The following is a 23,469-nucleotide window of genomic DNA, read 5'->3' on the forward strand; positions in this document are numbered from 1 at the left end:
ACGGCCCGGCGCCCGGCCCCCTGTGTGATCCAGTATGCGAGCGCTCGGGAAGTCATGCGCACCGGCCCCCTGCCGCACCCCGTCGTATGCCCGGCCGTCGGCGGTGTTGACGGGACTTGTGAAACAAGTCGATAGTATTTGTAACTTTGACTCTCCTGCCAGACGGTCCCTCACATTCCTTGCACGGAAGGCGAGTTGGCCGGCCGCACAGCGACAACCCTCAGGAGCGGCCCCGCAGGGAGTCGGTACCCGGACAGGAGGGCGCACCATGGGCCGATACAGCCGCCTGCACCAGATACGCCGGATGGATCCGGCGCGCGACTACGCCGAGATCCTTCGGCTGATCTCTCAGTACGAGTTCCCCTGGGACTACCGGCAGGGGGTGAGCGTCGCCTTCCTCAGGGACTACGGCGTGCCCCGGATCTCCGTGCTCCTGGACCGGACCCAGGAGTTCGAACGGGCCGGGCAGAAGCGGTACGACGACACGGTGCTGATCGGGTACGAGATGGCCGCGGAGGGCTTCGACTCGGAGCGCGGGCGGGCGGCCGCGCGTCACCTCAACCGGATCCACGGCAAGTACAGGATCCCCGACGACGACTTCCGCTATGTCCTCGCCACCACGGTCGTGGGACCGAAGCGCTGGATCGACCGGTTCGGCTGGCGTCCCCTGTGCGCCCAGGAGGTGCAGGCACTGGTGGAGGCCGGCCGGAAGACGGCGGCGATGATGGGCATCGAGGGTGCGCCCGACACGTACGAGGGGTTCGAGCGGTTCCTCGACTCCTACGAGGAGCGGATGTTCGCCTACGACCCGGCGAACCGGCGGGTCGCGAACGCCACGTTCCGCGTGATCGCGAGCTGGTATCCGCGCCCGTTACGGCCCCTGGTGGCGAGATTCGCCCTCGGTCTGCTGGACGAGCCGCTGCTGGCGGCGCTGGGCTTCCGGCCGCAGCCTCGGTGGGTGCGGGCCTCGGCGTCGGCGGCCCTGCGCCTGCGTGCCCGGTGTGTCCGCAGGCTGCCGGCCCGGCCACGCAGGCTTCCCGCGCGTCCGCGCCCCCGTTCGTACCCCTTCGGCTGGCGGCTCGACGACCTCGGGCCGAACTGGGCGCGCAGCCGCCCCGTGGAACCCCTGCCCGACGAGAGGGACGGCCACGCCGGTGGATCTACCCGGCGGCGAGCAGCGGCACCAGATAGCGGCGGGCGAACTCCCGCACCTGGGTGTCGTCGTCCAGCTCGAAACAGCTGACGGGGTTGAGGAGGAAGGAGACGGTGATCCGCACCATCAGTTCGGCGACCGGAGTCGGGTCGCTGGCCGGCCGGCCCTCCGCGCGCCGGGCGTCACGCAGCCGGTCCGCCAGGTACTCGCGGATGGCGAGGAAGGCCGGTCCGCTCTCCAGGGTCAGGAACGGCAGCATCGTCTCGGGCTCCAGCCTCAGCAGACCGCCGATGAGCGGATGCTCGCGGATGTGCCGGAGCACCGCGGCGAAGCCCTCGACGAGCCGGTCCTCCGTCGTGGGCAGCGCGGCCACGGCCTCGTCGACCTCCACGACGAAGCGGCGGTACTCGCGCAGCAGACAGGCGGAGACGAGGCTGTCCTTGTTGCCGATCCGGCGGTACACGGTCACCCGCGAGACCCTGGCGCGTTTGGCGACGTCGTCCACGGTGGAGCGGCGCAGCCCGAAGGTCATGAACTGCTCGCGCGCGGCGTCCAGGATCTGCTCGCTCAGCGCGTCGGAGGGCGGCGTCGCGCGGAGCGCCAGGGCCAGCCGTGTCTCGTCGGTGCTCCGTGCCGTCATGGGCCCTCTCCCGTTCCGCCGCTTCCACCCCCACCATAGGAGTCGGTACGGAGTGACTCACCCCGTATCCCTGTATCCCTGTGCCGACGCGGGCAGGGGCGCCCACCCGACTCCGGTGGGCGCCCCTGCCTTCGGTGCGGTGGGTACTACTCGCAGGTCCCGGCGAACGTCCCGCGGGTCACCACATCGGTGGCCGCCGCGGTCGTGTCCAGCCAGGCGACGCGCTGACCGTCACCTAGCGACGGGGCCAGCTGGGAGCCGGAGGAGCAGGAGACACGGGAGTAGTTGTCGAGGCCCGCGAGCACATCGGCGGTCCTGGCGACCTTCACCTTGGTCGGTCCGTTCCAGGCGCCGAGCGCGCCCCAGAGGTCGTACGTGGAGTAGGCGAAGTACTCGTCGTTGACCGAGAACTGAGCGGCGTAGACGCTCGACGGGTACCGCAGCTTCGCCGCCTTGGACAGATCGTCGAGCGGAGCCGACATGAACTTCGAGCCCGGAATCAGGAAGCCGCTCGTCTCCCGCCAGAAGACACGGTCCGAGGTCAGCTGGATGTCCGAGACGTAGTCGAAGAGGAAACCGGCGATCCGCTTGGTCTGCGTGGTGCCCGTCGCGATGTCGTGGACGTAGACATACGTGCCGTCGCCGCCGGCCCAGGCGATCCGGCCGTTCTTCATGGCGAGGTGGCCGGCCTTGGTGCCTGCCTCGGGGGTGACGTTGACCGTGGTGCCGTCGGCCTTGCGGAGCATGACGTCCTGCTCGCCGTCGGCGGTGGTGCTGATGTAGGCGAGCGCCCCGTTCTCGGTCACCGGCTCGGTCTCGTCCGCGTCCGGGCGGTCGACCAGCTTCTTGATCGCACCCTGGCCCTTGTCACCGGCCCGGTAGATGCCGATGCCGTCGGCGGTGATCCGGGTGAAGACGATGCGGTCGTCGTCCACGGAGGGATCGAGCAGATAGGCGTCCTTCTGGGCCAGTTCGTGCTTCGGCTTCTTGCTGAAGCGGCCGACGGTGATACCGAAGGCGGCGCTGCCCTGGTCCCAGGCGATGGCGTCGCCGTGGCTGATGGCATAGACGTCGCCGTTGATCTGGGCGGCCTGCTCGTCCACCCCGCTGTAGACCTCGTAGGCGGGCAGGACGTCGGCGCCGATGGTCGTGCCGTCGTGCGTACCGCCCTTCTTCTCCCAGCCGGTCTCGATGCCGTGGTCGTCGAAGGCCTTGGTGATGACGGCCAGATCGGCCTTCGAGACGTTCAGGGACCTGGCCGCGAGGACGACCGCGTTGCGCATGTCGGTGAAGCCGGACAGGGGGGTGAGGTAGTTCTGCGCGGACCGGTAGACGATCCTGTCGGCGAGCTTGCTGTCGATGTTCTTGCGCATGTCCCACAGCGCGCCGCCGACGATGGTGGAGTTGTAGTGCACTCCGCCGTTGTCGATGTCGAGCGTGATGGGCTCGTAGTCCTTCTGTGCGTTGCGCCCGTCGTTCAGGTCGCGCAGGGCGCACTCCTCCAGCGGCTTGGTGCCGTTGCAGAGGTACTCCCCGACGAGGCCGGACGTCGGGTCGCTCATCGCGATGCCCTTGTCGGCGGTCTCCATGGCGTTGCCGAAGTAGTCGGATATCGCCTCGTTGAGAGCGCCCGACTGGTTGAGGTAGACGAGCCCGGCGGAGTGCTCGGTGACGCCGTGCGTCATCTCGTGGCCGACGACGTCCAGGCCGACGGACAGCGGTACGCCGTCCATGTGGCCGTAGACCATCTTGGAGCCGTCCCAGAAGGCGTTGGCGTAGTCCTTGCCGTTCGCGGCGACGTTGACGACGGAGTAGATCGTGCCGCCCTTGCCGTCGACACCGTCGCGGCCGATCTGGTTCTTGTAGTACTCGTACACCTTCGCCGCGTTCAGGTGCGCGTCGACCGCGCCCGACGAGGTGTTGGCGCCGTCGAAGCGGTCGCTCGCCGATGTGCCCAGCCGGATGTCGTCGGTGACCGGGCCGCCCGCGACGGCCGTGTACTCCTTGCGGTTCGCGTCGTAGGTACGGATCTGGCCGCCGGTCTGCGGGTACATGGCGCGCGTGGAGTCGACGAGCGTGTACGAGCCGTCCGGCTCCTTGTTGACGTCCAGCTTCGCCTCGGTGCCGTCGACGCGTACGCCCGTCCCCTGCGCGGGCGACGCGTCGGCCGCGTCGATGTTGTTGTACGAGAGCGCGATGCCGCCCACCCGCGCGTCGACGTACACCTCCTGGCGCACCGGGCTGCCGTTCGCCCTGCCGCCGGTGACCGTGAAGTGCCAGGCCAGCCTGCCGCCCTGGGCGTCGGGCAGCACGGACAGGCCGTGCGCCTCGGTCTTCGCTCCCAGCACGCCGGACAGGCCGCGGTCGAGCGTGAACATCCGCTGCTTCGCGGTGGCTTCGCTCAGCTTCGGCGTGGTGGAGACCGTGAGGTCCGTGTAGAGCGTGCCGGTCGCGGAGGTGACCTGCTGGCCGCCGTCCGCGGCCCGGGTCTGCACCGCGTACTCGGCGCCGAAGACCGGGACGCCGTCGTGCTTCTGCTGGAAGCGCACCGAGGACTGCTTGCCGTCCTTGGTGGTCCTCACCGTCTTCAGGTCGGAGACCGGAACCTTGTACGTGTCCTCATGGGCCTCGATGTGGGCCCGGGCGGCCTCGGCCGGGGTGCCCTCGCGGGCGGTCTTGTCCAGGCCCTGCGTCATCGCCGGGGCGACACCCACCGGGTCCGTCGTCTGCGCCGCGGCGGTGCCGTCCGCCCAGGCCGGTGCGGCCAGCAGCGTCGCGCCGGTCGCGGCGGCGACCACGCCGGTCGCCAGCATCCGCAGCACACTCGTTCGTCTCACGGGACCTCCCCATCGCACACCTGCGCCCGGGCCTTCGGGGCCCCGGGCGTTGACGTGCTGATCGTTCGCCATGGGGGGTTGCGTGAACAAGGGATGGAGCTGGCGCGAAAGTGCCGTGGCGTAATTGCGCCTCAGGAGGGCTCGGCAGCAGGCGAGTTGTCCGAAATATCGGGCAGCCATCCGGCACGTGCGGCGTACCAGCCGAGCTGGAAGCGGGTCGCCGCGCCCACTTCGTCCATCAGCGCGTGCAGCCGCCGCTGGACGGTGCGGTGGCCCATGCCCAGCTGGCGGGCTATGGCCGCATCGGTCAGGCCGACATGGAGGAGGGCGACGATCTGCCGGTCGATCGCCGCGACCGGGGCCTCGTGCTCCTCCTCGGTGCCGGAGACACTCAGCCGCCAGCCCTTGTCGAAGTGCTCCTCGAAGAGCGAGACCAGAGCGGTGAGCAGCCCCGTCCGGTGCACGACGAGCGCCACCGGCTCCGCCTCGCGCTCGGGGTGCAGGGGCAGCAGGGCGACGCGGCGGTCCACGATGGCGAGCTTGATCGGCAGCCGGTCCGTGACGGATATGTGCTGGCCCTGGGCGACACAGGAGGCCAGCACCGCCGCGGTCGCCGGATGCTCCAGCCATTCGCGTTCGACGACACTGCGCACGGTCACCCCGCGCCGCATCATCTCGGAGTCGACCTCTTCGTGGTTGTCCTCGAAGCTGAGCACCGCGGGCACATGCCTGGCCGGCACCAGGGTGCACACCTCGCTCCTGGCCTGGCGCTGCATGGTCAGCAGGCGCCGCCGGATCGCCGCCGGACCGGACAGCACCTCCACCGGCGGGCCCGAGGCGTGCGACTGCGCGGCGCGGTGGCGCTCGGTGAGGTCCCCCACCAGCGACTCGACCCGGTGCAGCGCGGACCGGCGGGCTTCCAGGAGCGGCCCCAGCGCGAGAACGGGCGAGGCGGCCCGGTACCGGACGGTGCCGTCGGCCTCCGGCCTCGCGGCACTGGCGAGCCCGCGATCGACGAGCGAGCCGAGGACACGTGTCACCGCCGAGCCGTCCAACGGGCCCATGAACGCGTCCGGTTCGCTGTCGGGACGGTCCACCAGCAGGCGGTAGACCGCGTCCTCGTCCGCCCCGAGGCCGAGCAGGGTCAGCAGGGACCCGTCCACCGGGTCGCCCGGCGCGCCGGCATCGGGACGTCCGGGCTCTTCGCGCCCCGCCTCGGCACCCTCCACCGGACCCACCCCTCTTCCTGCCGCCCTTCGGCCGGGGCCAGGTTATCCGGCGGATTTCCGCAGGCCGAGGCCCCGGCGCCGGACGGACCGCTAGGCGAAGTCGTACACCGTCACCGGTATGTCCCGGTCGGTCAGCCGCTTCTCGATCAGGGGCTCGATCCGGGACCACTTCCCGCCCGCGAGCCCGCAGCCGATCCGCGGCATGTGGACCGAGGCCCCCAGTTCGCGGGCGCGTCCGGCCACCGCGTCCAGCCCCGCGTCGATCGCCTCGTAACGCACCGGGACCCCGTTGCTGCCGGTGCGCATGCCCCGCTGGCCCACCATGTTCGCCACCCAGATGTACGGGCTCACCTGCACGAACTGCACCGCGCCGAGGGCGAAGCCGTTGTCCGCGCGCTCCCGGTGCCAACGGCGGTAGGCCGCTTCGGGCTCGGGCCAGCGGCGCGAGAGCGCCAGGACGAAGCCCTTGCCCCAGCCGCCCAGGTCGTTGCAGACGTGGACGATCAGCTTGACACCCTTGCCGTGGGGCGTCGTCGCGTCCCCCTGTACATACATGATCCCGGACATGGCATCAGGCTAGGCGGCGCCTCTGACAACCAGGCACTTTCACATCAATGGTGAGACAGCAATACTGTTGCACCGGGGTGGATCACGCGCGGCGGATCGCCCTCAGGGCCGGACACGAGGAGCAGACATGGCGACCGGGGCCGAGGAACCTACGCTCACCGTCGACGAGCTGGCGGCACGCGCGGGAGTGACCGTGCGTACGGTGCGTTTCTACAGCACCCGCGGGCTGCTGCCGCCCCCGGTCATCGGACCGCGCCGGGTGGGGCACTACGGCCACGAGCACCTGTCCCGGCTGGCGCTCATCGAGGAGCTCCAGCACCAGGGCATGACGCTGGCCGCGATCGAACGCTATCTGGAGCAGCTGCCGCCGGACCTGAGCGCGCACGACCTGGCGATCCACCGGGCCCTGGTGGCGTCCTGGGCACCGGACTCGGCGGAGGACGCGACGCGGGCGGAGCTGGAGCGGCGGGCCGGCCGGGCGCTGACCGGGCAGGACATCGCGCGGCTGGCCGCGATGGGGGTGCTGGAGCGCGCGGAGCCGGTCGACGGCTGCTACCGGGTGGACCCGGGGCTGCTGCGGCTCGGGGTCGAGCTGCTCGGCGTGCCGATCGCGCACGAGACGATCCTGGCCGCCCGCACGGTCCTGCTGGAGCACTCCCGGTCCGCCGCGCAGGAGCTGACCCGGCTGTTCCGGGACGAGGTGTGGGGTCCCTACCGGGAGCGGGAGTCGGACCCCGAGCACGTGGCGGCGATGAAGTCGCTGTCGGCCCATATGCAGCCGATGGTGATCCAGGCGCTGGTGACCGCGTTCCAGCGGTCGCTGAAGGAAGAGCTGCGGGCCGCGTTCACGACGGAGTGAACGCGGCCCGCGGGCGGGCGTCGGCCGTGGGGCTCAGTCGTGGAAGGTCTCGCCCTTCTCGGCCTTCTCCACGAGCAGGGCGGGCGGCAGGAAGCGGTCGCCGTACCGCTGCGCGAGCTCCCGGGCGCGGGCGACGAAGCCGGGCAGGCCGCCCTCGTACCCGTTGATGTACTGGAGCACACCGCCGGTCCACGGCGGGAAGCCGATGCCCATGATGGAGCCGATGTTGGCGTCGGCCACGGTGATCAGGACGTTCTCCTCCAGGCAGCGGACGCTGTCCAGAGCCTCGGAGAACAGCATCCGCTCCTGCATGTCGGTGAAGGGGATGCCCGGGTCGGACTGCGTGAAGTGCTCCCTCAGTCCGGGCCAGAGGCGGGTGCGCCTGCCGCTCTCGTCGTACTCGTAGAAGCCCGCGCCTCCGCTGCGGCCCGGCCGGCCGAACTCGTCGACCATCCGGTCGATGACCGCGTCCGCGGGGTGTCCGGCCCAGGTGCCGCCGGCCTCCTCGACGGCCCGCCGGGTCTCGTTGCGGATCTTGCGGGGCAGGGTGAGCGTCAGCTCGTCCATCAGGGAGAGCACCTTGGCCGGGTACCCCGACTGTGCCGCGGCCTGCTCGACGGACGCGGGCTCGACGCCCTCGCCGACCATGGCGACGCCCTCGTTGATGAACTGGCCGATGACGCGCGAGGTGAAGAAGCCGCGCGAGTCGTTGACGACGATCGGGGTCTTCCTGATCCGGCGGACCAGGTCGAAGGCGCGGGCCAGGGCCTCGTCGCCGGTCCGCTCGCCCTTGATGATCTCGACCAGCGGCATCTTGTCCACGGGCGAGAAGAAGTGCAGCCCGATGAAGTCGGCCGGGCGCTCCACGCCCTCGGCGAGGACGGTGATCGGAAGGGTCGAGGTGTTGGAGCAGAGCAGCGCGTCCGGCTCGATGATGCCCTGGATCTCCTGGAACACCTTGTGCTTGAGCGCGGTGTCCTCGAAGACGGCCTCGATGACGGCGTCGCAGCCCGCCAGGTCGGCCGGGTCGCCGGTCGGGGTGATCCGGGCCAGCAGTGCGTCGCGCTCGACCTCGGTGGTGCGGCCCCGGGAGAGCGCCTTGTCGAGCAGCTTCTCGCTGTACGCCTTGCCCTTGGCGGCGGCCTCGACGGAAACATCCTTGAGGACGACCTCGATCCCGGCGCGCGCGCAGGAGTACGCGATACCGGCGCCCATCATCCCGGCGCCGAGCACGGCGACCTTGCTGACCTGCCGCTCCTCGATGCCCTTGGGGCGGCTGGCACCGGAGTTGACGGCCTGGAGGTCGAAGAAGAACGCCTGGATCATGTTCTTCGCGACCTGGCCGGTGACCAGCTCGGTGAAGTACCGGGCCTCGATGGTCAGCGCGGTCTCGAAGTCGACCTGGGAGCCCTCGACGGCGGCGGCGAGGATGTTGCGGGGCGCGGGCATCGGGGCGCCCGCGAGCTGCTTCTTCAGGTTGGACGGGAACGCCGGCAGGTTGGCGGCGAACTTCGGGTTGGACGGGGTGCCGCCGGGGATCCGGTACCCCTTGACGTCCCAGGGCTGCTGGGATTCCGGGTTGGCGTCGATGAAGGCGCGGGCCTTTTCGAGCATCTCCTCGCGGGTGGCGGCGACCTCGTGGACCAGGCCGTTCTCCAGGGCGCGCCGCGGGGTGTACTGGGTGCCCTGGAGGAGGACCTTCAGCAGCGCGTCGGCGATGCCCATGAGGCGTACGGTGCGGGTGACGCCGCCGCCGGCGGGCAGCAGGCCGAGGGTGACCTCGGGCAGGCCGATCCGGGAGCCGGGTGCGTCGAGGGCGACGCGGTGGTGCGAGGCGAGCGCGATCTCGTAGCCGCCGCCGAGCGCGGCACCGTTGATGGCGGCGACGACAGGCTTGCCGAGGGTCTCGATGCGGCGCAGCGAGTTCTTGATGGCGGTGCCGGTGTCGAAGGCCAGCTGGGCGTTCTCCGGACCGATCCTGATCATGTCCTTGAGGTCGCCGCCCGCGAAGAAGGTCTTCTTGGCGGAGGTGTAGATGATGCCGCGGATGGAGTCCTTCTCGGCCTCGGCGCGGTCGGCGACGGCCGCGATGGAGTCCTTGAAGGCCTGGTTCATCGTGTTGGCGGACTGGTCGGGATCGTCGAGTACGAGGGTGACGACGCCGGTCTCGTCCTGTTCCCAGCGGATGGTCGTGCTCTCGGTCATTGCGGTTCTTCTCCGTAAGCAGGGGTGGCCGGGGGACGGTCAGAGACGCTCGATGACGGTGGCGACGCCCATGCCGCCGCCGACGCAGAGGGTGGCGAGGCCGTACCGCCGGTCGCGGCGCTCCAGTTCGTCGATGAGGGTGCCGAGGATCATCGCGCCGGTGGCGCCGAGCGGGTGGCCCAGGGCGATGGCGCCGCCGTTGACGTTGATCCTGTCGAGCGGGAGGTCCATGTCCCGGGCGAAGCGGAGCACGACTCCGGCGAACGCCTCGTTGATCTCGACGAGGTCGATGTCGTCGATGGTCAGCCCGGCCTTGGCGAGGGCCTTGCGGGTGGCGGGTGCGGGGCCGGTCAGCATGATGGTCGGCTCGGAGCCGGAGACGGCGGCGGAGACGATCCGGGCGCGCGGCGTGAGTCCGTAGCGCTCGCCGACCTCCTTGTTGCCGATCGCGACGAGCGCGGCGCCGTCGACGATGCCGGAGGAGTTGCCCGCGTGGTGGACGTGGTCGATCTTCTCCACCCAGTGGTACTTCTGCAGCGCCACCGCGTCGAAGCCGCCCATCTCGCCGATCGCGGCGAAGGAGGGCTTGAGCGCCGCGAGCGAGTCGGCGGTGGTGCCGGGCCGCATGTGCTCGTCGTGGTCGAGCACGACGAGGCCGTTGCGGTCCTTGACGGGGACGACGGAACGCGCGAAGCGGCCTTCCTTCCATGCTTCGGCGGCACGTTCCTGGGAGAGGGCGGCGAACTTGTCGACGTCGCGGCGGGAGAAGCCCTCGATGGTGGCGATGAGGTCGGCGCCGACGCCCTGCGGGGCGAAGCCGGTCTCGAAGTTGGTCATCGGGTCCATCGCCCAGGCGCCGCCGTCGGAGCCCATCGGGACCCGGGACATCGACTCGACGCCGCCCGCGAGCACCAGGTCCTCCCAGCCCGAACGGACCTTGGCGGCGGCCAGGTTGACGGCCTCCAGGCCCGAGGCACAGAAGCGGTTCTCCTGGACTCCGGCGACGGTGTCCGGGAGGCCTGCCGCGATGGCGGCGATCCGGGCGATGTCGGAGCCCTGGTCACCGAGCGGGCTGACCACGCCGAGGACGATGTCGTCGACGGCCGCCGGGTCGAGGCCGGGGAAGCGGCTGCGGAGCTCGTGGATGAGGCCGACGACGAGGTCGATCGGCTTGGTGCCGTGCAGGGCGCCATTGGCCTTGCCGCGGCCGCGCGGGGTGCGGATCGCGTCGTAGACAAACGCTTCGGTACTCAAGACAGCAGCCTTTCGGGGGTGGTTGTGCGACGGGGTCAGGCGAGCAGCGAGCGGCCGATGATCTCCTTCATGATCTCGGTCGTGCCGCCGTAGATGGTCTGGATGCGGCCGTCGGTGAACGCCTTGGCAACCGGATACTCCGCCATGTAGCCGTATCCGCCGTGGAGTTGGAGGCAGCGGTCGGCGACGCGCTTCTGCAGTTCGGTGGCCCACCACTTGGCCATCGAGGCGTGCACGGCGTCGAGGGTCCCGTCGGAGTGGTCGACGATGCAGCGGTCCAGGAAGGTGCGGGTGACGGCGCACTCGGTGGCCATCTCGGCGATCTCGAACCTGATGTGCTGGAGCTTGGAGAGCGGGCGTCCGAAGGCCTCGCGCTCCTTGACGTACCGCGTGGTGATCTCCAGCAGGTGTTCGGCAGCGGCGATCCCGGCGACCGCTATGCCCATCCGTTCCTGTGCGAGGTTGGTCATCAGGTGGATGAAGGCGCCGTCCCGCTCGCCGAGCAGGTTCTCCTTGGGGACGCGGACGTCGTTGAAGAACAGTTCGGCGGTGTCCTGGGACTTCTGGCCGATCTTGTCGAGGTTGCGGCCCCGTTCGAAGCCCTCCGCGCCGCGCTCGACGACGATCAGCGAGAGCCCCTTGGCGCCGCCCTCGGGGGTGGTCCTCGCCACGACGACCACCAGGTCGGCGAGGATGCCGTTGGAGATGAAGGTCTTGGACCCGTTGAGCAGCCAGTGGTCGCCCTTGTCCTCGGCGGTGGTGCGGATGGCCTGGAGGTCGGAGCCGGCGCCGGGTTCGGTCATGGCGATGGCGGTGATGGTCTCGCCGCTGCAGAAGCCGGGCAGCCAGCGCAGCTTCTGCTCGTCGGTGCCGAGGCCGGTGAGGTAGGGGCCGATGATGTCGTTGTGCAGCCCGAGCGCGAGGCCGGGCGCACCGGCCCGGGTGAACTCCTCGGCGAGCACGGCGCTGTACCGGAAGTCGGTGTTGCCGCCGCCTCCGTACTCCTCGGGTACGGCGAGGCCCAGCAGCCCCTGCCGGCCGGCCGCGAGCCAGGCCTCGCGCGAGACGATGCCGTCCTTCTCCCACTGCTCGTAGTGCGGGAGGACCTCCTTGGTGAGGAAGGTGCGCACGGTCTCGCGGAACGCGTCGTGCTCTTCGGTGAAGATCTGCCGCTGCACTGGAGTCCTCCTGGGGCCGGTTCTTGACGGGGCGGGAAGGGGCCGGGCCGGTCGGGGCCCGGCGGGGATCACGGCCCGGCGATGCCGGGTACGTCCCAGTCGGCGGCGACGGCCTCGGTGTCCGCGCCGGGACGTGCGGGCCCGCCGCGCACATGGACGGGGGTCGCCGAGAAGCGGGGTGCGGGCGCGGGCTGGGTGAGCCCGTCGTGCTCGACGAAGGTGGAGCGGGCGGCCAGGTGCGGGTGGTGCGGCGCCTCGCGGAGCGAGAGGACGGGGGCGACGCAGGCGTCCGACCCTTCGAACACCTCGGTCCACTCGGCGCGCGTACGGGTCCGGAACCGGTCGGCGACGACGGCGCGCAGCTCCTCCCACCGGCCGATGTCGCCCCGGTCCGGGGCTTCGTCCCCGATCCCCAGGAGCGTTCGGAACTCCTCGTAGAACCGCTGCTCCAGCGGGCCGACCGCCATGTACTGGCCGTCGGCGGTCTCGTACGTGCCGTAGAACGGGCAGCCGCCGTCCAGGAGGTTGGAGCCGCGCCGGTCCTGCCAGCCGCCGGCCGCCAGCATTCCGTGGATCATCATGGCGAGATGGGCGGCGCCGTCGACGATCGCCGCGTCCACGACCTGGCCCCGGCCGCCGGGCGTGCGGGCGTGCTGGAGGGCGGCGAGCACCCCGACGACGAGATAGAGCGAGCCGCCCGCGTAGTCGCCGACGAGGTTGGCCGGGACGGTGGGCGGCTCGCCGGGCTTGCCGATCATGGAGAGGGTGCCGGTGAGCGCGATGTAGGAGATGTCGTGACCGGCCCGCTCGGCCAGCGGTCCGTCCTGGCCCCAGCCGGTCATCCGCCCGTACACGAGTTGCGGATTGCGGGCCAGCGCGGCGTCGGGTCCGACGCCGAGGCGCTCGGCGACGCCCGGCCGGTACCCCTCGATCAGGATGTCGGCACGCTCGGCCAGATCGAGCACCCTGGCGGCTCCGTCCTCGGCCTTGAGGTCGACGAGCACGGAGCGCTTGTTGCGGTTGGTGAGGTCGTACGCGGGATCGATGCCCAGCCCCGCGCCGCCGGGCCGGTCGACCCTGACGACATCGGCGCCGAGGTCGGCCAGGAGCATCGCGGCGAACGGACCGGGTCCGATGCCGGCCAGTTCGACCACCCGCACCCCTGCCAGCGGGCCGTGCTCTGTCGTTGCCATCAAGCTCCCAGAGGTATGACACCACTGATGTAACATCGATGATGCTAAGAACGCACCGCGCTCCGCACAACCCCTTTGGCCGAGCAAGCGCTTAGTTCTTTCTCCGGGATCCTCCCCCACCGGGGCCGCCCTGCCGCACACCGCCACGAACCCCTCCGCTAGCCTCTGCCTGCCACATCGGCACCGGCCCCTGCGGAGGCACTCGTGAACAGGCAGAACGGGGCACAACGCCCCTATGACGTGGTTCTCTTCGGCGCCACCGGTTTCGTGGGCGCCCTCACCGCCGAATACCTGGCCGCCCACGCTCCCGCCGGCTTCCGCTGGGCCGTGGCCGGGCGGAACCGGACCAAGCTGGAACGCCTGCGCGAGCGTCTCGCCGCGATCGAGCCGCGCTGCGCGGACCTCCCGGTGCTGCACGCCGACGCCGACGACGAGCACTCGCTGCGCGAACTCGCCGAGTCCGCCCATGTGGTGGCCACCACGGTGGGCCCCTACGTCTGGTACGGCGAGAAGCTGGTCGCGGCCTGCGCCGAGGCCGGGACGGACTACACGGACCTCACCGGTGAGGCCGAGTTCGTGGACCGGATGTACCTGGAGCACGACGTGCGGGCCCGCGAGACGGGCGCCCGGATCGTGCACGCCTGCGGCTTCGACTCCGTACCGCACGACCTCGGGGTGTACTTCACCGTCCGGCAACTGCCGCAGGGGGTGCCGCTGACCGTCGACGGCTTCGTGCGCAGCAACGCCGTCTTCTCTGGCGGTACGTTCGCCTCGGCGCTCACCGCGATGGGCCGGGGCCCGTTGTCGCTGCGCGCCGCCCGGGAACGCCGGCTGCACGAACCGCGGCTGGTCGCCCGCCGGGCCCGCGCCCCGCTCGGCGCCCCGCACTTCAGCACGGAGACCGGCACCTGGGCGCTCCCGCTGCCGACGCTGGACCCGCAGGTGGTCCGGCGCTCGGCGCGGGCGCTCGACCGCTACGGCCCCGACTTCCGCTACCGCCACTTCGCCTCGGTCCGCCGTCTGCCGGTGGCCCTCGGCGGCACGGCCGCGGTCGGCGCGCTCGTGGGCGCCGCACAGCTCCCGGCGGCCCGGTCCTGGCTGATGGACCGGTACGAGCCGGGCAGGGGACCGGACGCGGAGCGCCGGCGGCGCAGCTGGTTCACCGTGCGCTTCGTCGGTACGGGCGGCGGGCACCGGGTCTTCACCGAGGTCTCGGGCGGGGATCCCGGCTACGACGAGACGGCGAAGATGCTCGCGCAGTCCGCGCTCTGTCTCGCCCTGGACGAGCTCCCGCCGACCTCGGGGCAGGTCACCACGGCCGCCGCGATGGGTGACGCGCTGCTGGAGCGGCTGCGCTCGGCCGGTGTGCGCTTCCGGGTCGCCTCCGCCCGCTGAGCCGAGGCCCGGCGCGGCACCCACTCGTTCGGGTGATGTCGAAGGCCTGCTCCTGTCTCCTCGTTCCCCGGGGCAGCGGGCCATGGCACCGCTTCGTGGGCTCCTCGGCTGCGCGGCACGGGCCGGCGCTGTCACTACGATCTGCGTCCCGCAGGTCGACGCACCCGGGCATGCTCCCGATGCACGGCTCTGACCTGTGGCTGTGCACACAGAGAGTCGGGGAAGAACGATGACGGACAACACTGTGGCGGGTCACGAGGAACAGCCGGGCCGGGCACTCGCCGGGTTACTGAGGAACTGGTGGGAGTCGTCGGCGCGCGACGGACGCGAGAAACCCACTCAGCAGTCCCTCGCCAAGCGGCTGGGGATCGACCAGACCACCCTGTCGCGCTATCTGAATCCCGCTCATGCCTCCAACGCCCCGTGCCGGATCGTCGAGCAGCTGCACTCGGTGCTGCGGGCCCCGGCCGGTGACCTGGACCGGGCGCTCGCCCTGGCGCGGGCGGCCGGGAAGCGCCCGGCGGCCACGGTGACGGCGGGCCCGGTACCCGCGCCCGCCGGGCCGGCCGGCGATCTCGACGCCGCGGCGCGCCGGTGGGGCCGCTCCCCCGTCGGGTTCCCGTCCCTCGCCGTCGCGTCGCTTCTCCTGCTCGCACTCGGCTGTTCCCTGTGGTGGCTGGCGCCGGCCGGCGGCGGACAGAGCGATGCCAAGGGCACGGCACATGTGTCGGACCGGCCGTCGGAGGGCACGGACTGGCCGCTGGCCCGCAAGGGCCATCTGCTCTGGAAGGCGCGTACGGTGCAGCTGCTGCTGCGCGCGAACGGCTTCGACGTGAAGGTCGACGCCGACTACGGTCCGGCCACGGCCGGGGCCGTCAAGGAGTTCCAGGCCGCTCATGGCCTGACCCCGGACGGCAAGGTCGGGAAGGACACCTGGCCGTTGCTGATCGTCACGGTCGACTCGCGCACGACGAAGCCCGACGCCGTCACGGCGGTGCAGTACCTGCTGCACCACGCCGGGGTGCCGACCGACAGCACCGGCACGTACACCCCCGCGACCATGCGGTCCCTGAAGGAGTTCCAGGAGTCCCGGAACCTGCCCGTGACAGGTGTCGGGGACGAGGCCACCTGGCGCGCCCTGCTCAACGCCCAGGGGCCGGACCAGCACAGATAGCCGCGGGGCTCAGAGCGCCCAGGACACCAGCGTGCAGATCATCGAGACGGCCCAGACCGCTCCCGCGATCATGCCGAGTGTCATCCCCACCGCAACCCGGCGCTGAGCGAGATAGACGGTGCCGGGTCGTGTGGACGTTCGATGTTCGTTCATGCGTACCAGCTTGCCGGTCATGATCGGCAAACGGAATCCGTACGCGTACTCAGGCGGTCGCCTCCCGCAGGGCCTTCCGGCAGAGCGAGTCGGCCCTGCGGGTGGTCTCCGGCTGACGGAAGTCACGGGCCAGCAGCAAGGTGTGGGCGCAGGCGTTGTCCAGGCTCGTCCGGTGTCCGACGGAGACGAAGACGGGTTTGACGTCCTCCTGGGTGCGCAGCGCCCGGCCCACTTCCTCCTCTCCGTCGAGCAGCGGCGACCGGTCGCCCCGGTGCGGGCCCGGCTGCTCGTACGAGAAGGTGAACGGGTTCTTGGCGACGCCGATCACGGGGAGACCGGTGAGCACCCCGAGGTGGCTGGCGAGCCCGAAGCGACGCGGGTGCGCCCGGCCGTATCCGTCACAGACCACGAGTCCGGGGTCGACCGGGAGGGATTCGAGCGCGGCCAGCACGGTCGGGATCTCCCGGAAGGCGAGGAGGCCGGGGACGTACGGAAAGGTGATCCGGCCGACGGCGGTGGTCTCGGCGACCACGTCCAGGGTCGCCCCGTCGAGGACGACCGCCGCCGCGACGACGACATCGCGCTCGTCGTCATAGGCGACATCGACCCCCGTGACCCGGCCGGTGCCGGGCGGCGGACCGGGTTCGCCGAGCACCACCCGGGCGCGCAGGGCGTCCTGGACGGCTCGGGCTTCGGCCTCGTCGGCGGGCATCGCAAGGTTTGTCATGGTGGAGTCGAGTCTAAGGGCCGTCCCGTAATCCCTGGCGGGCGTGCGACGACAGCCCTTAGGCAGCCGGCAGGACTGCGCCCACGGCGGACGGCCGGGCCGCGGGACGGGCCCGGACGACCGCCGGGGCCCTCCCGTAGCCTGGCGATCATGTTTGTACTCGAGTTGACCTACACCGCCCCGGTCGAGCGCGTCGACGCGCTGCTCCAGGACCATGTCGCCTGGCTGGACGCGCAGTACGCGGCCGGGGTGTTCATCGCGTCGGGCCGCAAGAACCCGCGCGACGGCGGGGTGATCCTGGCCGTCGGGGACGACCGCGAGCTCATCGAGAAGATCGTCGCGGGGGACCCGTTCACGGCGCAGGGCGTGTGCGCGTACCGGATCACGGAGTTCATCGCGACGAAGACCGCGGACGAACTCGCCCCGTACCGCCAGCAGTTGCCCGGATAGCTGAGCGACCCCTCCGGAGCGGAGCCCGCTCCGGAGGAGTCGCGAAGAGTGCGCGGAACGGGCTCAGCGCCCCGCGCGCGCCACTCTTCCCTTCTCGCCCGCGGCCCAGCAGCCGCCGTCCGGTGTGCAGTCGACGGTGTCGTACGAGCCGGTGTCGACCGTACGCCAGGTGCGGCCGCCGTCCGTCGTGAGGTCGGTGCCGGTCGGGCCGACCGCCAGCGCGCCGGACCTGCTGTGCGGCAGCCAGGCGACGCCCGAGCGGTAGGCGGCCGGCGGGGTGGTGGCCTGCCGCCAGGAGCGGCCGCCGTCACCCGTCACGGCCGCGGCGTCCGGCGACGGCTCGCCGGCCCGGTAGTCCCCGCCGACCGCGATGCCGTGGTGGCGGTCGCGGAAGGCCAGGCCGAAGACGCCGCGGGCCGGGTCCCCGGCCGGGATCGTCGATTCGGCCGCGGTCCAGGTCAGCCCGCGGTCGGCGGAGTGCAGCACCCGTGCGGTGGCGGCGCCACCGGTCGCCAGCCAGACGTCCCGGGGACCCGACGAGACCAGGCACTGCCCACTGGCGGCGAATCCGGCCTCACCGTCCTGCGCGGCCGGCATGCCCCCGGTGGGCAGCACCCGCCAGCTCCGGCCGCCGTCCGCGGTGGACAGGATGCGGTACTTCCCGTCCACGGGGTCGCTCATCGCCAGCCCGTGCCTGCTGTCGAAGAAGGTGAGGCAGTCGTAGAAGGCGCGCGCGTCGGTGTTCCGGAACGACTCCGTCCAGGTCTCGCCCCCGTCGTCCGTGCGGAACACCCGGGATGCCTCGCCCTCCCCGATCGCCAGCGCCACCGCGCGCCGGGCGTCGAAGGCCTCGATGTCGCGGAACTCCAGCGCCTCCTGCGCAGCACCGGGCGGTGCCACGTCGCGCCAGTGCCGGCCGCCGTCGGTGGTGCGCAGCACCGTTCCCCCGGAACCCGCGACCCAGGCGGTGCGACGGTCGACGGCGGCAAGACCGCGGAAGCGCGCGTCGGTTCCGGTGTCGGTGAGCGTCCAGACCGGGCGTTCACCGGGGCGGTGCCGGTCCCCCGGAACGGCCGCGGCCGCCGGTGTGGCCAGTGTCGCGGTCAGCGCCGCGGCACAGAGTCCCCATGACATCAGTCGTCTCGTCTTCCCCTTGACCCTCATGGCGCTGGAAGCTAGCTCACGCGTGGTGCCCAGTCCAGGGCGCGCCGCCGGGAAGTGGCCGCGCGCGAGGGGCGGTGACACAGCTCACGCCACCTTTCGGTGCACGGATGAGGGACTTCGGTCGTCTGTATCAGTGCCGGGAACCGTTCATCTGGCCGAGAAAGGGAGCAGGTCTTGTCCACCGTCATCCAGCAGTCCGTGCAGGCCCGCATGGTCGCATCCGCGCCGCGGATGGAGACCCTTCCCGCCACTCTGCAGTACGACCCGAAGGATCCGTTCACCGTCCGCATGGCGTTCCCCGCCCCGGCGACCCTGGAAGGCACCGAGGTCGCCTGGGAGTTCTCCCGTGAGCTGCTGGCGGCGGGGATGGACGGAGCGGCCGGCGTCGGGGACGTACGCGTCAGGCCGTTCGGCTACGACCGTACGGTCCTGGAGTTCCATGCCGCGGAGGGAATCGCGATGGTGCACGTCCGCACGGCGGAGTTGCGCCGGTTCCTGGGGCGGGCACAGGAAATGGTGCCGGCCGGCGACGAGCACCGGTTCCTGGATCTCGACCGCGGCCTGGCCGAGCTGCTCGGCGGGCCCTGCTGACCTCGCCGCCGACGGTCCGGATCCATCGAGGGGTGACCAGGCCACAGGTGACCCGCCGGTGCCGGGATCACCTGTGGAGTAAGGCCCAGGCCTTGCAGCCGCCGGAGGCAGTCAGCGCGGGCGCAAGCCCCCAGTCCCCGCCGTGTGCGTCGACCGCGGCGGCCAGCAGCCACATGCTGTCGCTGCGCCGCTCCCGGCACTCCTCGGACTTCACGGCCGAGCCGTGGGACGGGTGCTGGTCGTAGAGGGTGACACGGAGTGCGTCGAACTGCCAGTGCACCCTCAGCAGCATCTCCCGGTCCGGGGTGAACCGGTAGGCGGTCGCGACCAGTTCGGAGGCGGCGAGTACAGCTGTCTCACGCAGCTCCGCGAGACCGTGCCGGGTGAGGAGATCACCGACGGCACCGCGCGCGAGTCCGGCGCAGAAGGCGCCGCCGGGCAACGCGAACGAATAACTCAGGTTGTCAACCACCGGCGGGTGGGGGCCGGCAGATGCGACCGCCGGGAGACGACGCAGTGCGCCCTTCATCAAGATGCTCACATTTCGGTAATTGTGGTGACAATCACACGTAGGCATGGTCGCCCCGTGTGAGACTTGCGCTACCGACCGTAGCGCACCAAGGAGCACAGTGCTACTACTTGTGCGGATCCGGTCATTCCGGTTCTCACCCTCGGAAGGAAACACCCTTTGCCGCCCAGAAGCACCCCGACCGCCCGGCAGCAGCGACTCGGGTACGAACTGCGCAAGCTGCGCGAGCAGTCGGGCATGTCGGTCCAGCAGGCCGCCGCACTGCTCGGTGTCGACCGCACCCGCATCCCGAACATCGAGTCGGGGCGGTTCGGCATCAGCCCCGAGCGGGTCCGCACCCTCGCCTTCAACTACGGCTGCCCGGACACCGGGCTGGTCGACCTGCTGGCCACGATGGCGCAGGAGCGCGCCAGGGGCTGGTGGGAGGAGCATCGCGGACTCCTGCTGCCGGCACTGCTCGACATCGCCGAAATCGAGTACCACGCAGTGGAACTGACCACCTCCACCACCACACACATCCCCGGCCTGCTCCAGACCGAGGAGCATGCGCGGGCGGTCTTCGACACCGCCGATCCGCAACTTCCCGGACCCGATCTGATGGCCCGGCTCTCGCTGCGGCTGCGCCGCCAGGAGGTGCTGAAGCGGGATCTCCCGCCGATGTACGAGTCGGTGATCCACGAGGCGGCGCTGCGCATGCAGTTCGGCGGCCCGAAGGTGGCGCGGGCCCAGCTGGACCACATCGTCGAACAGTCCGAGCAGGACCGGATCACGGTCCGCGTGATCCCGTTCTCGGCCGGCGGTTTCCCGGGCGCCGGGCAGTCGTTCACCTATGTGGGCGCAGCGGTGCCGCAGCTCGACACCGTACAGCTCGATTCCTCGCATGGTTCGATGCTGCTCGACTCCGACATGCAACTACGCCGCTACCGGGGCCTGTTGGAGCGTCTGCGCACGCTCGCACTGCCCGTGGGGGAATCGCGCGACTTCATCCGATCCATAGCCCATGACCTCTGAGGAGAGTGACCATGACCGACATCTGCTGGGACGAGGCCTTCTGCAGCGAGGGCGCCAACTGCTTCCGCTTCGGGGTCGACGACCGGGGCCGGGCCTACATCGGCTCCACCACGGACGCCACCACCTATGTCAGCGACTCGATGGAGGCGCTGCGGGCGCTGATCTCCGCGGTGAAGTCCGGCGCGGCGGACCACCTGCTCTGACCGCACGCCCGACCGCACCCGTGCCCCCGCAAGCGTCAGCTCCGAGTACGCCGACAGCTCAGAGCACCCGCGACCGGGGGCCGGCCGGTCCCGGCATGCGTACATAACGTCATATGACAGGGCATTGGAAGAGCGGGCTTGGCGGAGGGCTTACCCCCGCTTTAACCTACGGTCTCGTAACCTACGTATCCGTAGGTAATTCTCCCGTCCCCAGGAGTCCCCCGTGACGATCACCGCTCCCCACCTCGGCAGCCCCAAGGCGTGGACCGACGCCCAGCTGCTGTACGCCCTGGAAGAGGTGGTGGAGAAGGAGCTCAACCGCCATCTCAAGGTCGCCAAGGACTGGATGCCCCACGAGTACGTCCCGTTCTCCGACGGGCGCAACTTCCCCGGCGTCTTCGAGGACGGTGAGGCCTGGCAGGCCGACCAGTCCAAGGTCACCGACATCGGCAAGATCGCGCTGGTGGTGAACCTGCTGACGGAGGACAACCTCCCCAGCTACCACCACGAGATCGCCTCGCTCTTCGGCCGCGACGGCGCCTGGGGCACATGGGTGCACCGCTGGACCGCGGAGGAGGGCCGGCACGGCATCGTGATGCGTGACTACCTGCTCACCTCACGGGCGGTCGACCCGGACAAGCTGGAGCAGTTCCGGATGGCGCACATGGCGGAGGGCTTCGAGTCGGACAACCGGCATTCGATGCTGCACTCCGTGGCGTACGTCGCCTTCCAGGAGCTGGCCACCCGTGTCTCGCACCGCAACACCGGCCACCAGTCGGGCGACCCGGTCTGCGACCGCATGCTGGCGCGGATCGCCACCGACGAGAACCTGCACATGGTCTTCTACCGCAACCTCCTCGGTGCGGCCTTCGAGCTGGCCCCGGACCTGACGATGCAGGCCGTGCGCGACGTCGTCGTCAACTTCCGGATGCCCGGCCACGGCATGCCGGGCTTCGAGCGGGCCGCCGCGCAGATGGCGATCGGCGAGATCTACAACATGCGCATCCACCACGACGACGTGATCCAGCCCGTGCTGCGCTACCTCAAGGTCCTCTCCATCGACGGCCTGGGCCCCGACGGCCTGAAGGCGCAGGAGGAGCTGGGTCTGTACATGGGCGGCCTGGACGACGAGGCGGCGAAGTTCGACGAGAAGCTCGCCGCCCGCAAGGCCCGGATGGCCGCGCGCGCCGGCGCCTGACGCCCGCGAAAACAGCCGCCCCGCCGGACGGGCACCGCGAGTACACCCCGTCCGGCGGCCCGGGCGGTCCGACGTCCGCGCCGCTCTCACAGCGTTGCGTCCAGGTCCCGCGCATAGTGCTCGATCGCCGCCCGGTACTGGCGCACATACGGGTCCGTGCTGCCGGCCGCGAGCAGCTCCAGCAGCAGGCGCATGGCTTCGTGGTGCTCACCGGTGTTGAACAGGGCCATGGCGAGAAACGTCCGCAGCGCCCCGTCGTCCGGGAACCGCCCGGCCCCTTCGCGCAGCACCTCGACGGCCTTGTCGTACTGCCCGAGCACCCGGTACGTGCTCCCGAGGCCGAGGAGCGCGCCCCTGCGGTCCTCCTCCGACAGCCCTGTCCCGGCCAGGCAGCGTTCGTAGAACGGCACCGCCTCTGCCTCAAGGCCGAGTACATCGTGCGCCCAGGCGGTCTGGTAGGCGATCTCCGCGTCCGCGGGGAAGTCGGCGGCGAGGGAGAGCAGCCGCTGCCGCGCCTCCTCCCGCCGGCCATCGGTGCGCAGCCGGACGGCCGCCGCGAGCAGGTCGTCCCGGTCGTGATCATTCATGCGGACATCGTCCCAGGCGGGCCCGGAGGCCTCAGCCGCGGCCGGTCCTGCGCAGCCGTTCCCGCTCCTTCTCGGAGAGCCCGCCCCATACACCGAAGCGCTCGTCGTTGGCGAGGGCGTACTCCAGGCAGGCCACGCGCCCCTCGCAGGCGTTGCAGAGCTGCTTGGCCTCACGGGTCGAGCTGCCGGGAGCGGGAAAGAAGAACTCGGGCCCCGCCTGGGCGCACAGCGCGGTCTCCTGCCAGGCGAGTGCGGGGTCGTCCGCGGTGTTGATCAGCATGCGCCCACAGTGCCTGGTCGCGATAAACGACTGATCAACGCCTCATCAATGCGGCGCGCCGATGAGTTCCGGTCAGGTCTGCGACGCCGTCGCGCTCGTGATCAGGGCGAATTCTGCCCCGTCCGGATCGGCGGCATGCGCGAATCTTCCCACGCCTTCCCTTTCCATCGGTTCCAGGCTCAGCCTGCCGCCCAGCCGCTCCACGTCCGCCGCCGCCGCGTCGCAGTCCTCGACCTCGAAGTACGGCAGCCAGCGGGATCCGGCCACTGCCCCGGTCGCCACCGCGCCGAGCGGTACGAGGCCGCCGAAGCCCGCCTCCTCCCCGCCGCCCCTGGTCCGGATCACCGTGCAGGACCCGCCACCGCCGGGGAACGGCGTCAGGGCGGTCTCCCATCCGAACACCGCGTCGTAGAAAGCGGCGGCCGCGGGCACGTCCGGGGTGTACAGCTCGGCCCAGCACAGACTGCCCGGGACACCGACCGCCCCCAGGCCCGGGTTCTTCCCCGGCTGCCAGATGCCGAAGAAGGCCCCCGCCCGGTCGTTGAATCCGGCCATTCTGCCGAGGTCCAGGACGTCCGTCGGAGGGAACGGCACGGTGCCGCCGGCCCGCTCGACCGCCTGCGCCGTGGCGTCGGCGTCCGACGACCGGAAATAGACCGCCCAGGACGGTTCCCCCTGCTCCTGGGTGACCGTCATCGCCCCGGCGGCCGTCTTGCCGTCCAGCGTGAACATGCCGTACCCACCGGTCTCAGGGCCTCCGGGCACGTACTCCCAGCCGAAGAGGCCGGTGTAGAACTCGACGGCACCGTCGAGATCGGGGGTGCCCAGATCGGTCCAGCTGGGCGCTCCGTCGGCGTAACGGGTGGTGAGCATGTGGCCTGCTCCTTCGACG

Annotated in this window: 24 protein-coding genes; 9 read left to right on the forward strand and 15 right to left on the reverse strand. The window is 70.9% G+C overall.

The window, feature by feature from the left end:
- Window positions 1-268 precede the first annotated feature (268 nt).
- Window positions 269-1,243, forward strand: a complete 975-nt coding sequence (locus tag AB0D53_RS26130) for an oxygenase MpaB family protein (RefSeq protein ID WP_362450701.1) — start codon at window positions 269-271, stop codon at window positions 1,241-1,243.
- On the opposite strand, the gene AB0D53_RS26135 is transcribed toward AB0D53_RS26130, so the two are convergent.
- The 4 genes from AB0D53_RS26135 to AB0D53_RS26150 form a co-directional block, all read right to left on the reverse strand.
- Entirely contained in the window at window positions 1,161-1,793 is a 633-nt protein-coding gene (locus AB0D53_RS26135) for a TetR/AcrR family transcriptional regulator (RefSeq protein ID WP_362450704.1), read from the reverse strand. The two genes, AB0D53_RS26130 and AB0D53_RS26135, sit on opposite strands and share 83 nt — an antisense overlap.
- A 146-nt stretch (window positions 1,794-1,939) precedes the next feature.
- Window positions 1,940-4,630, reverse strand: a complete 2,691-nt coding sequence (locus AB0D53_RS26140; RefSeq protein WP_362450706.1) for a M4 family metallopeptidase — start codon at window positions 4,628-4,630, stop codon at window positions 1,940-1,942.
- A gap of 131 nt (window positions 4,631-4,761) precedes the next feature.
- The gene (locus tag AB0D53_RS26145; RefSeq protein ID WP_362450708.1) at window positions 4,762-5,868 is read right to left on the reverse strand and encodes a helix-turn-helix transcriptional regulator; all 1,107 of its coding nucleotides are present in this window, start codon (window positions 5,866-5,868) and stop codon (window positions 4,762-4,764) included.
- An 81-nt stretch (window positions 5,869-5,949) separates the two neighbouring features.
- Window positions 5,950-6,426: a macro domain-containing protein gene (locus AB0D53_RS26150; RefSeq protein WP_362450710.1), complete on the reverse strand. Its 477-nt coding sequence runs from the start codon at window positions 6,424-6,426 to the stop codon at window positions 5,950-5,952.
- Between the two features lie 127 nt (window positions 6,427-6,553).
- On the opposite strand from AB0D53_RS26150, the gene AB0D53_RS26155 reads away from it, so the two are divergent.
- Entirely contained in the window at window positions 6,554-7,285 is a 732-nt protein-coding gene (locus AB0D53_RS26155) for a MerR family transcriptional regulator (RefSeq protein WP_362450713.1), read from the forward strand.
- A 33-nt stretch (window positions 7,286-7,318) separates the two neighbouring features.
- On the opposite strand, the gene AB0D53_RS26160 is transcribed toward AB0D53_RS26155, so the two are convergent.
- The 4 genes from AB0D53_RS26160 to AB0D53_RS26175 form a co-directional block, all read right to left on the reverse strand.
- Complete coding sequence (locus tag AB0D53_RS26160; protein WP_362450715.1) at window positions 7,319-9,490, reverse strand: 3-hydroxyacyl-CoA dehydrogenase NAD-binding domain-containing protein; 2,172 nt, start codon at window positions 9,488-9,490, stop codon at window positions 7,319-7,321.
- 39 nt (window positions 9,491-9,529) lie between these two features.
- Complete coding sequence (locus tag AB0D53_RS26165; protein WP_362450717.1) at window positions 9,530-10,744, reverse strand: acetyl-CoA C-acetyltransferase; 1,215 nt, start codon at window positions 10,742-10,744, stop codon at window positions 9,530-9,532.
- A gap of 35 nt (window positions 10,745-10,779) precedes the next feature.
- The gene (locus AB0D53_RS26170; protein ID WP_362450719.1) at window positions 10,780-11,922 is read right to left on the reverse strand and encodes an acyl-CoA dehydrogenase family protein; all 1,143 of its coding nucleotides are present in this window, start codon (window positions 11,920-11,922) and stop codon (window positions 10,780-10,782) included.
- Window positions 11,923-11,990: 68 nt separating this feature from the next.
- Complete coding sequence (locus AB0D53_RS26175; RefSeq protein ID WP_362450721.1) at window positions 11,991-13,115, reverse strand: CaiB/BaiF CoA-transferase family protein; 1,125 nt, start codon at window positions 13,113-13,115, stop codon at window positions 11,991-11,993.
- Between the two features lie 204 nt (window positions 13,116-13,319).
- On the opposite strand from AB0D53_RS26175, the gene AB0D53_RS26180 reads away from it, so the two are divergent.
- Both AB0D53_RS26180 and AB0D53_RS26185 read left to right on the forward strand, forming a co-directional pair.
- On the forward strand, window positions 13,320-14,510 hold the full coding sequence (locus AB0D53_RS26180; protein WP_362450723.1) for a saccharopine dehydrogenase NADP-binding domain-containing protein: 1,191 nt from the start codon (window positions 13,320-13,322) through the stop codon (window positions 14,508-14,510).
- A gap of 229 nt (window positions 14,511-14,739) precedes the next feature.
- Window positions 14,740-15,684, forward strand: coding sequence for a peptidoglycan-binding protein (locus AB0D53_RS26185; RefSeq protein WP_362450726.1), 945 nt, complete (start codon window positions 14,740-14,742; stop codon window positions 15,682-15,684).
- Window positions 15,685-15,693: 9 nt separating this feature from the next.
- Here the strand turns inward: AB0D53_RS26185 and AB0D53_RS26190 are convergent, their stop codons facing one another.
- Complete coding sequence (locus tag AB0D53_RS26190) at window positions 15,694-15,837, reverse strand: hypothetical protein (protein ID WP_177328089.1); 144 nt, start codon at window positions 15,835-15,837, stop codon at window positions 15,694-15,696.
- Between the two features lie 49 nt (window positions 15,838-15,886).
- Window positions 15,887-16,564 (reverse strand): endonuclease V, encoded by a 678-nt coding sequence (locus AB0D53_RS26195; RefSeq protein ID WP_362450729.1) that lies wholly within the window; start codon window positions 16,562-16,564, stop codon window positions 15,887-15,889.
- 150 nt (window positions 16,565-16,714) lie between these two features.
- Between AB0D53_RS26195 and AB0D53_RS26200 the strand changes: the two genes are divergently transcribed.
- Window positions 16,715-17,014 carry a YciI family protein gene (locus AB0D53_RS26200; protein WP_362450732.1) on the forward strand — a complete coding sequence of 100 codons (300 nt, stop codon included), beginning with the start codon at window positions 16,715-16,717 and terminating at the stop codon, window positions 17,012-17,014.
- Window positions 17,015-17,077: 63 nt separating this feature from the next.
- Here the strand turns inward: AB0D53_RS26200 and AB0D53_RS26205 are convergent, their stop codons facing one another.
- A complete protein-coding gene (locus AB0D53_RS26205) occupies window positions 17,078-18,148 on the reverse strand; it encodes an oxidoreductase (protein WP_362450734.1) in 1,071 nt (356 codons plus the stop codon).
- Between the two features lie 204 nt (window positions 18,149-18,352).
- Between AB0D53_RS26205 and AB0D53_RS26210 the strand changes: the two genes are divergently transcribed.
- Window positions 18,353-18,769, forward strand: coding sequence for an SsgA family sporulation/cell division regulator (locus AB0D53_RS26210; RefSeq protein ID WP_362450737.1), 417 nt, complete (start codon window positions 18,353-18,355; stop codon window positions 18,767-18,769).
- 67 nt (window positions 18,770-18,836) lie between these two features.
- Here AB0D53_RS26210 and AB0D53_RS26215 read toward each other — a convergent pair whose 3' ends face one another.
- Window positions 18,837-19,241 (reverse strand): ATP-binding protein, encoded by a 405-nt coding sequence (locus tag AB0D53_RS26215; RefSeq protein ID WP_362450739.1) that lies wholly within the window; start codon window positions 19,239-19,241, stop codon window positions 18,837-18,839.
- 216 nt (window positions 19,242-19,457) lie between these two features.
- Here AB0D53_RS26215 and AB0D53_RS26220 point away from each other — a divergent pair, with 216 nt between their 5' ends.
- The 3 genes from AB0D53_RS26220 to AB0D53_RS26230 all read left to right on the forward strand — a co-directional run bounded on the left by AB0D53_RS26220 (window position 19,458) and on the right by AB0D53_RS26230 (window position 21,710).
- Entirely contained in the window at window positions 19,458-20,309 is an 852-nt protein-coding gene (locus AB0D53_RS26220) for a helix-turn-helix transcriptional regulator (protein WP_362450742.1), read from the forward strand.
- 11 nt (window positions 20,310-20,320) lie between these two features.
- On the forward strand, window positions 20,321-20,512 hold the full coding sequence (locus AB0D53_RS26225) for a hypothetical protein (protein WP_362450745.1): 192 nt from the start codon (window positions 20,321-20,323) through the stop codon (window positions 20,510-20,512).
- 223 nt (window positions 20,513-20,735) lie between these two features.
- Entirely contained in the window at window positions 20,736-21,710 is a 975-nt protein-coding gene (locus tag AB0D53_RS26230; protein ID WP_362450747.1) for an acyl-ACP desaturase, read from the forward strand.
- 86 nt (window positions 21,711-21,796) lie between these two features.
- On the opposite strand, the gene AB0D53_RS26235 is transcribed toward AB0D53_RS26230, so the two are convergent.
- From AB0D53_RS26235 to AB0D53_RS26245, 3 genes are all read right to left on the reverse strand, one after another.
- Window positions 21,797-22,297, reverse strand: coding sequence for a tetratricopeptide repeat protein (locus AB0D53_RS26235; protein WP_362450749.1), 501 nt, complete (start codon window positions 22,295-22,297; stop codon window positions 21,797-21,799).
- A gap of 31 nt (window positions 22,298-22,328) precedes the next feature.
- Window positions 22,329-22,577: a WhiB family transcriptional regulator gene (locus AB0D53_RS26240; RefSeq protein ID WP_072484995.1), complete on the reverse strand. Its 249-nt coding sequence runs from the start codon at window positions 22,575-22,577 to the stop codon at window positions 22,329-22,331.
- Window positions 22,578-22,649: 72 nt separating this feature from the next.
- Window positions 22,650-23,450, reverse strand: a complete 801-nt coding sequence (locus tag AB0D53_RS26245) for a VOC family protein (RefSeq protein ID WP_362450752.1) — start codon at window positions 23,448-23,450, stop codon at window positions 22,650-22,652.
- Window positions 23,451-23,469: the final 19 nt, after the last annotated feature.

The organism is Streptomyces sp. NPDC048295 (assembly GCF_040652135.1).
In the GTDB taxonomy this organism is placed as follows: domain Bacteria; phylum Actinomycetota; class Actinomycetes; order Streptomycetales; family Streptomycetaceae; genus Streptomyces.

What these genes read in the sequence shown, in the direction of transcription:
- AB0D53_RS26135 (WP_362450704.1), bottom strand. Translation starts at nt 1,793, where the DNA reads ATGACGGCACGGAGCACCGACGAGACACGGCTGGCCCTGGCGCTCCGC.
- AB0D53_RS26235 (WP_362450749.1), bottom strand. Translation starts at nt 22,297, where the DNA reads ATGAATGATCACGACCGGGACGACCTGCTCGCGGCGGCCGTCCGGCTG.
- AB0D53_RS26245 (WP_362450752.1), bottom strand. Translation starts at nt 23,450, where the DNA reads ATGCTCACCACCCGTTACGCCGACGGAGCGCCCAGCTGGACCGATCTG.
- AB0D53_RS26130 (WP_362450701.1), top strand. Translation starts at nt 269, where the DNA reads ATGGGCCGATACAGCCGCCTGCACCAGATACGCCGGATGGATCCGGCG.
- AB0D53_RS26160 (WP_362450715.1), bottom strand. Translation starts at nt 9,490, where the DNA reads ATGACCGAGAGCACGACCATCCGCTGGGAACAGGACGAGACCGGCGTC.
- AB0D53_RS26150 (WP_362450710.1), bottom strand. Translation starts at nt 6,426, where the DNA reads ATGTCCGGGATCATGTATGTACAGGGGGACGCGACGACGCCCCACGGC.
- AB0D53_RS26240 (WP_072484995.1), bottom strand. Translation starts at nt 22,577, where the DNA reads ATGCTGATCAACACCGCGGACGACCCCGCACTCGCCTGGCAGGAGACC.
- AB0D53_RS26175 (WP_362450721.1), bottom strand. Translation starts at nt 13,115, where the DNA reads ATGGCAACGACAGAGCACGGCCCGCTGGCAGGGGTGCGGGTGGTCGAA.
- AB0D53_RS26225 (WP_362450745.1), top strand. Translation starts at nt 20,321, where the DNA reads ATGACCGACATCTGCTGGGACGAGGCCTTCTGCAGCGAGGGCGCCAAC.
- AB0D53_RS26185 (WP_362450726.1), top strand. Translation starts at nt 14,740, where the DNA reads ATGACGGACAACACTGTGGCGGGTCACGAGGAACAGCCGGGCCGGGCA.
- AB0D53_RS26205 (WP_362450734.1), bottom strand. Translation starts at nt 18,148, where the DNA reads ATGTCATGGGGACTCTGTGCCGCGGCGCTGACCGCGACACTGGCCACA.
- AB0D53_RS26200 (WP_362450732.1), top strand. Translation starts at nt 16,715, where the DNA reads ATGTTTGTACTCGAGTTGACCTACACCGCCCCGGTCGAGCGCGTCGAC.
- AB0D53_RS26155 (WP_362450713.1), top strand. Translation starts at nt 6,554, where the DNA reads ATGGCGACCGGGGCCGAGGAACCTACGCTCACCGTCGACGAGCTGGCG.
- AB0D53_RS26190 (WP_177328089.1), bottom strand. Translation starts at nt 15,837, where the DNA reads ATGAACGAACATCGAACGTCCACACGACCCGGCACCGTCTATCTCGCT.
- AB0D53_RS26195 (WP_362450729.1), bottom strand. Translation starts at nt 16,564, where the DNA reads ATGACAAACCTTGCGATGCCCGCCGACGAGGCCGAAGCCCGAGCCGTC.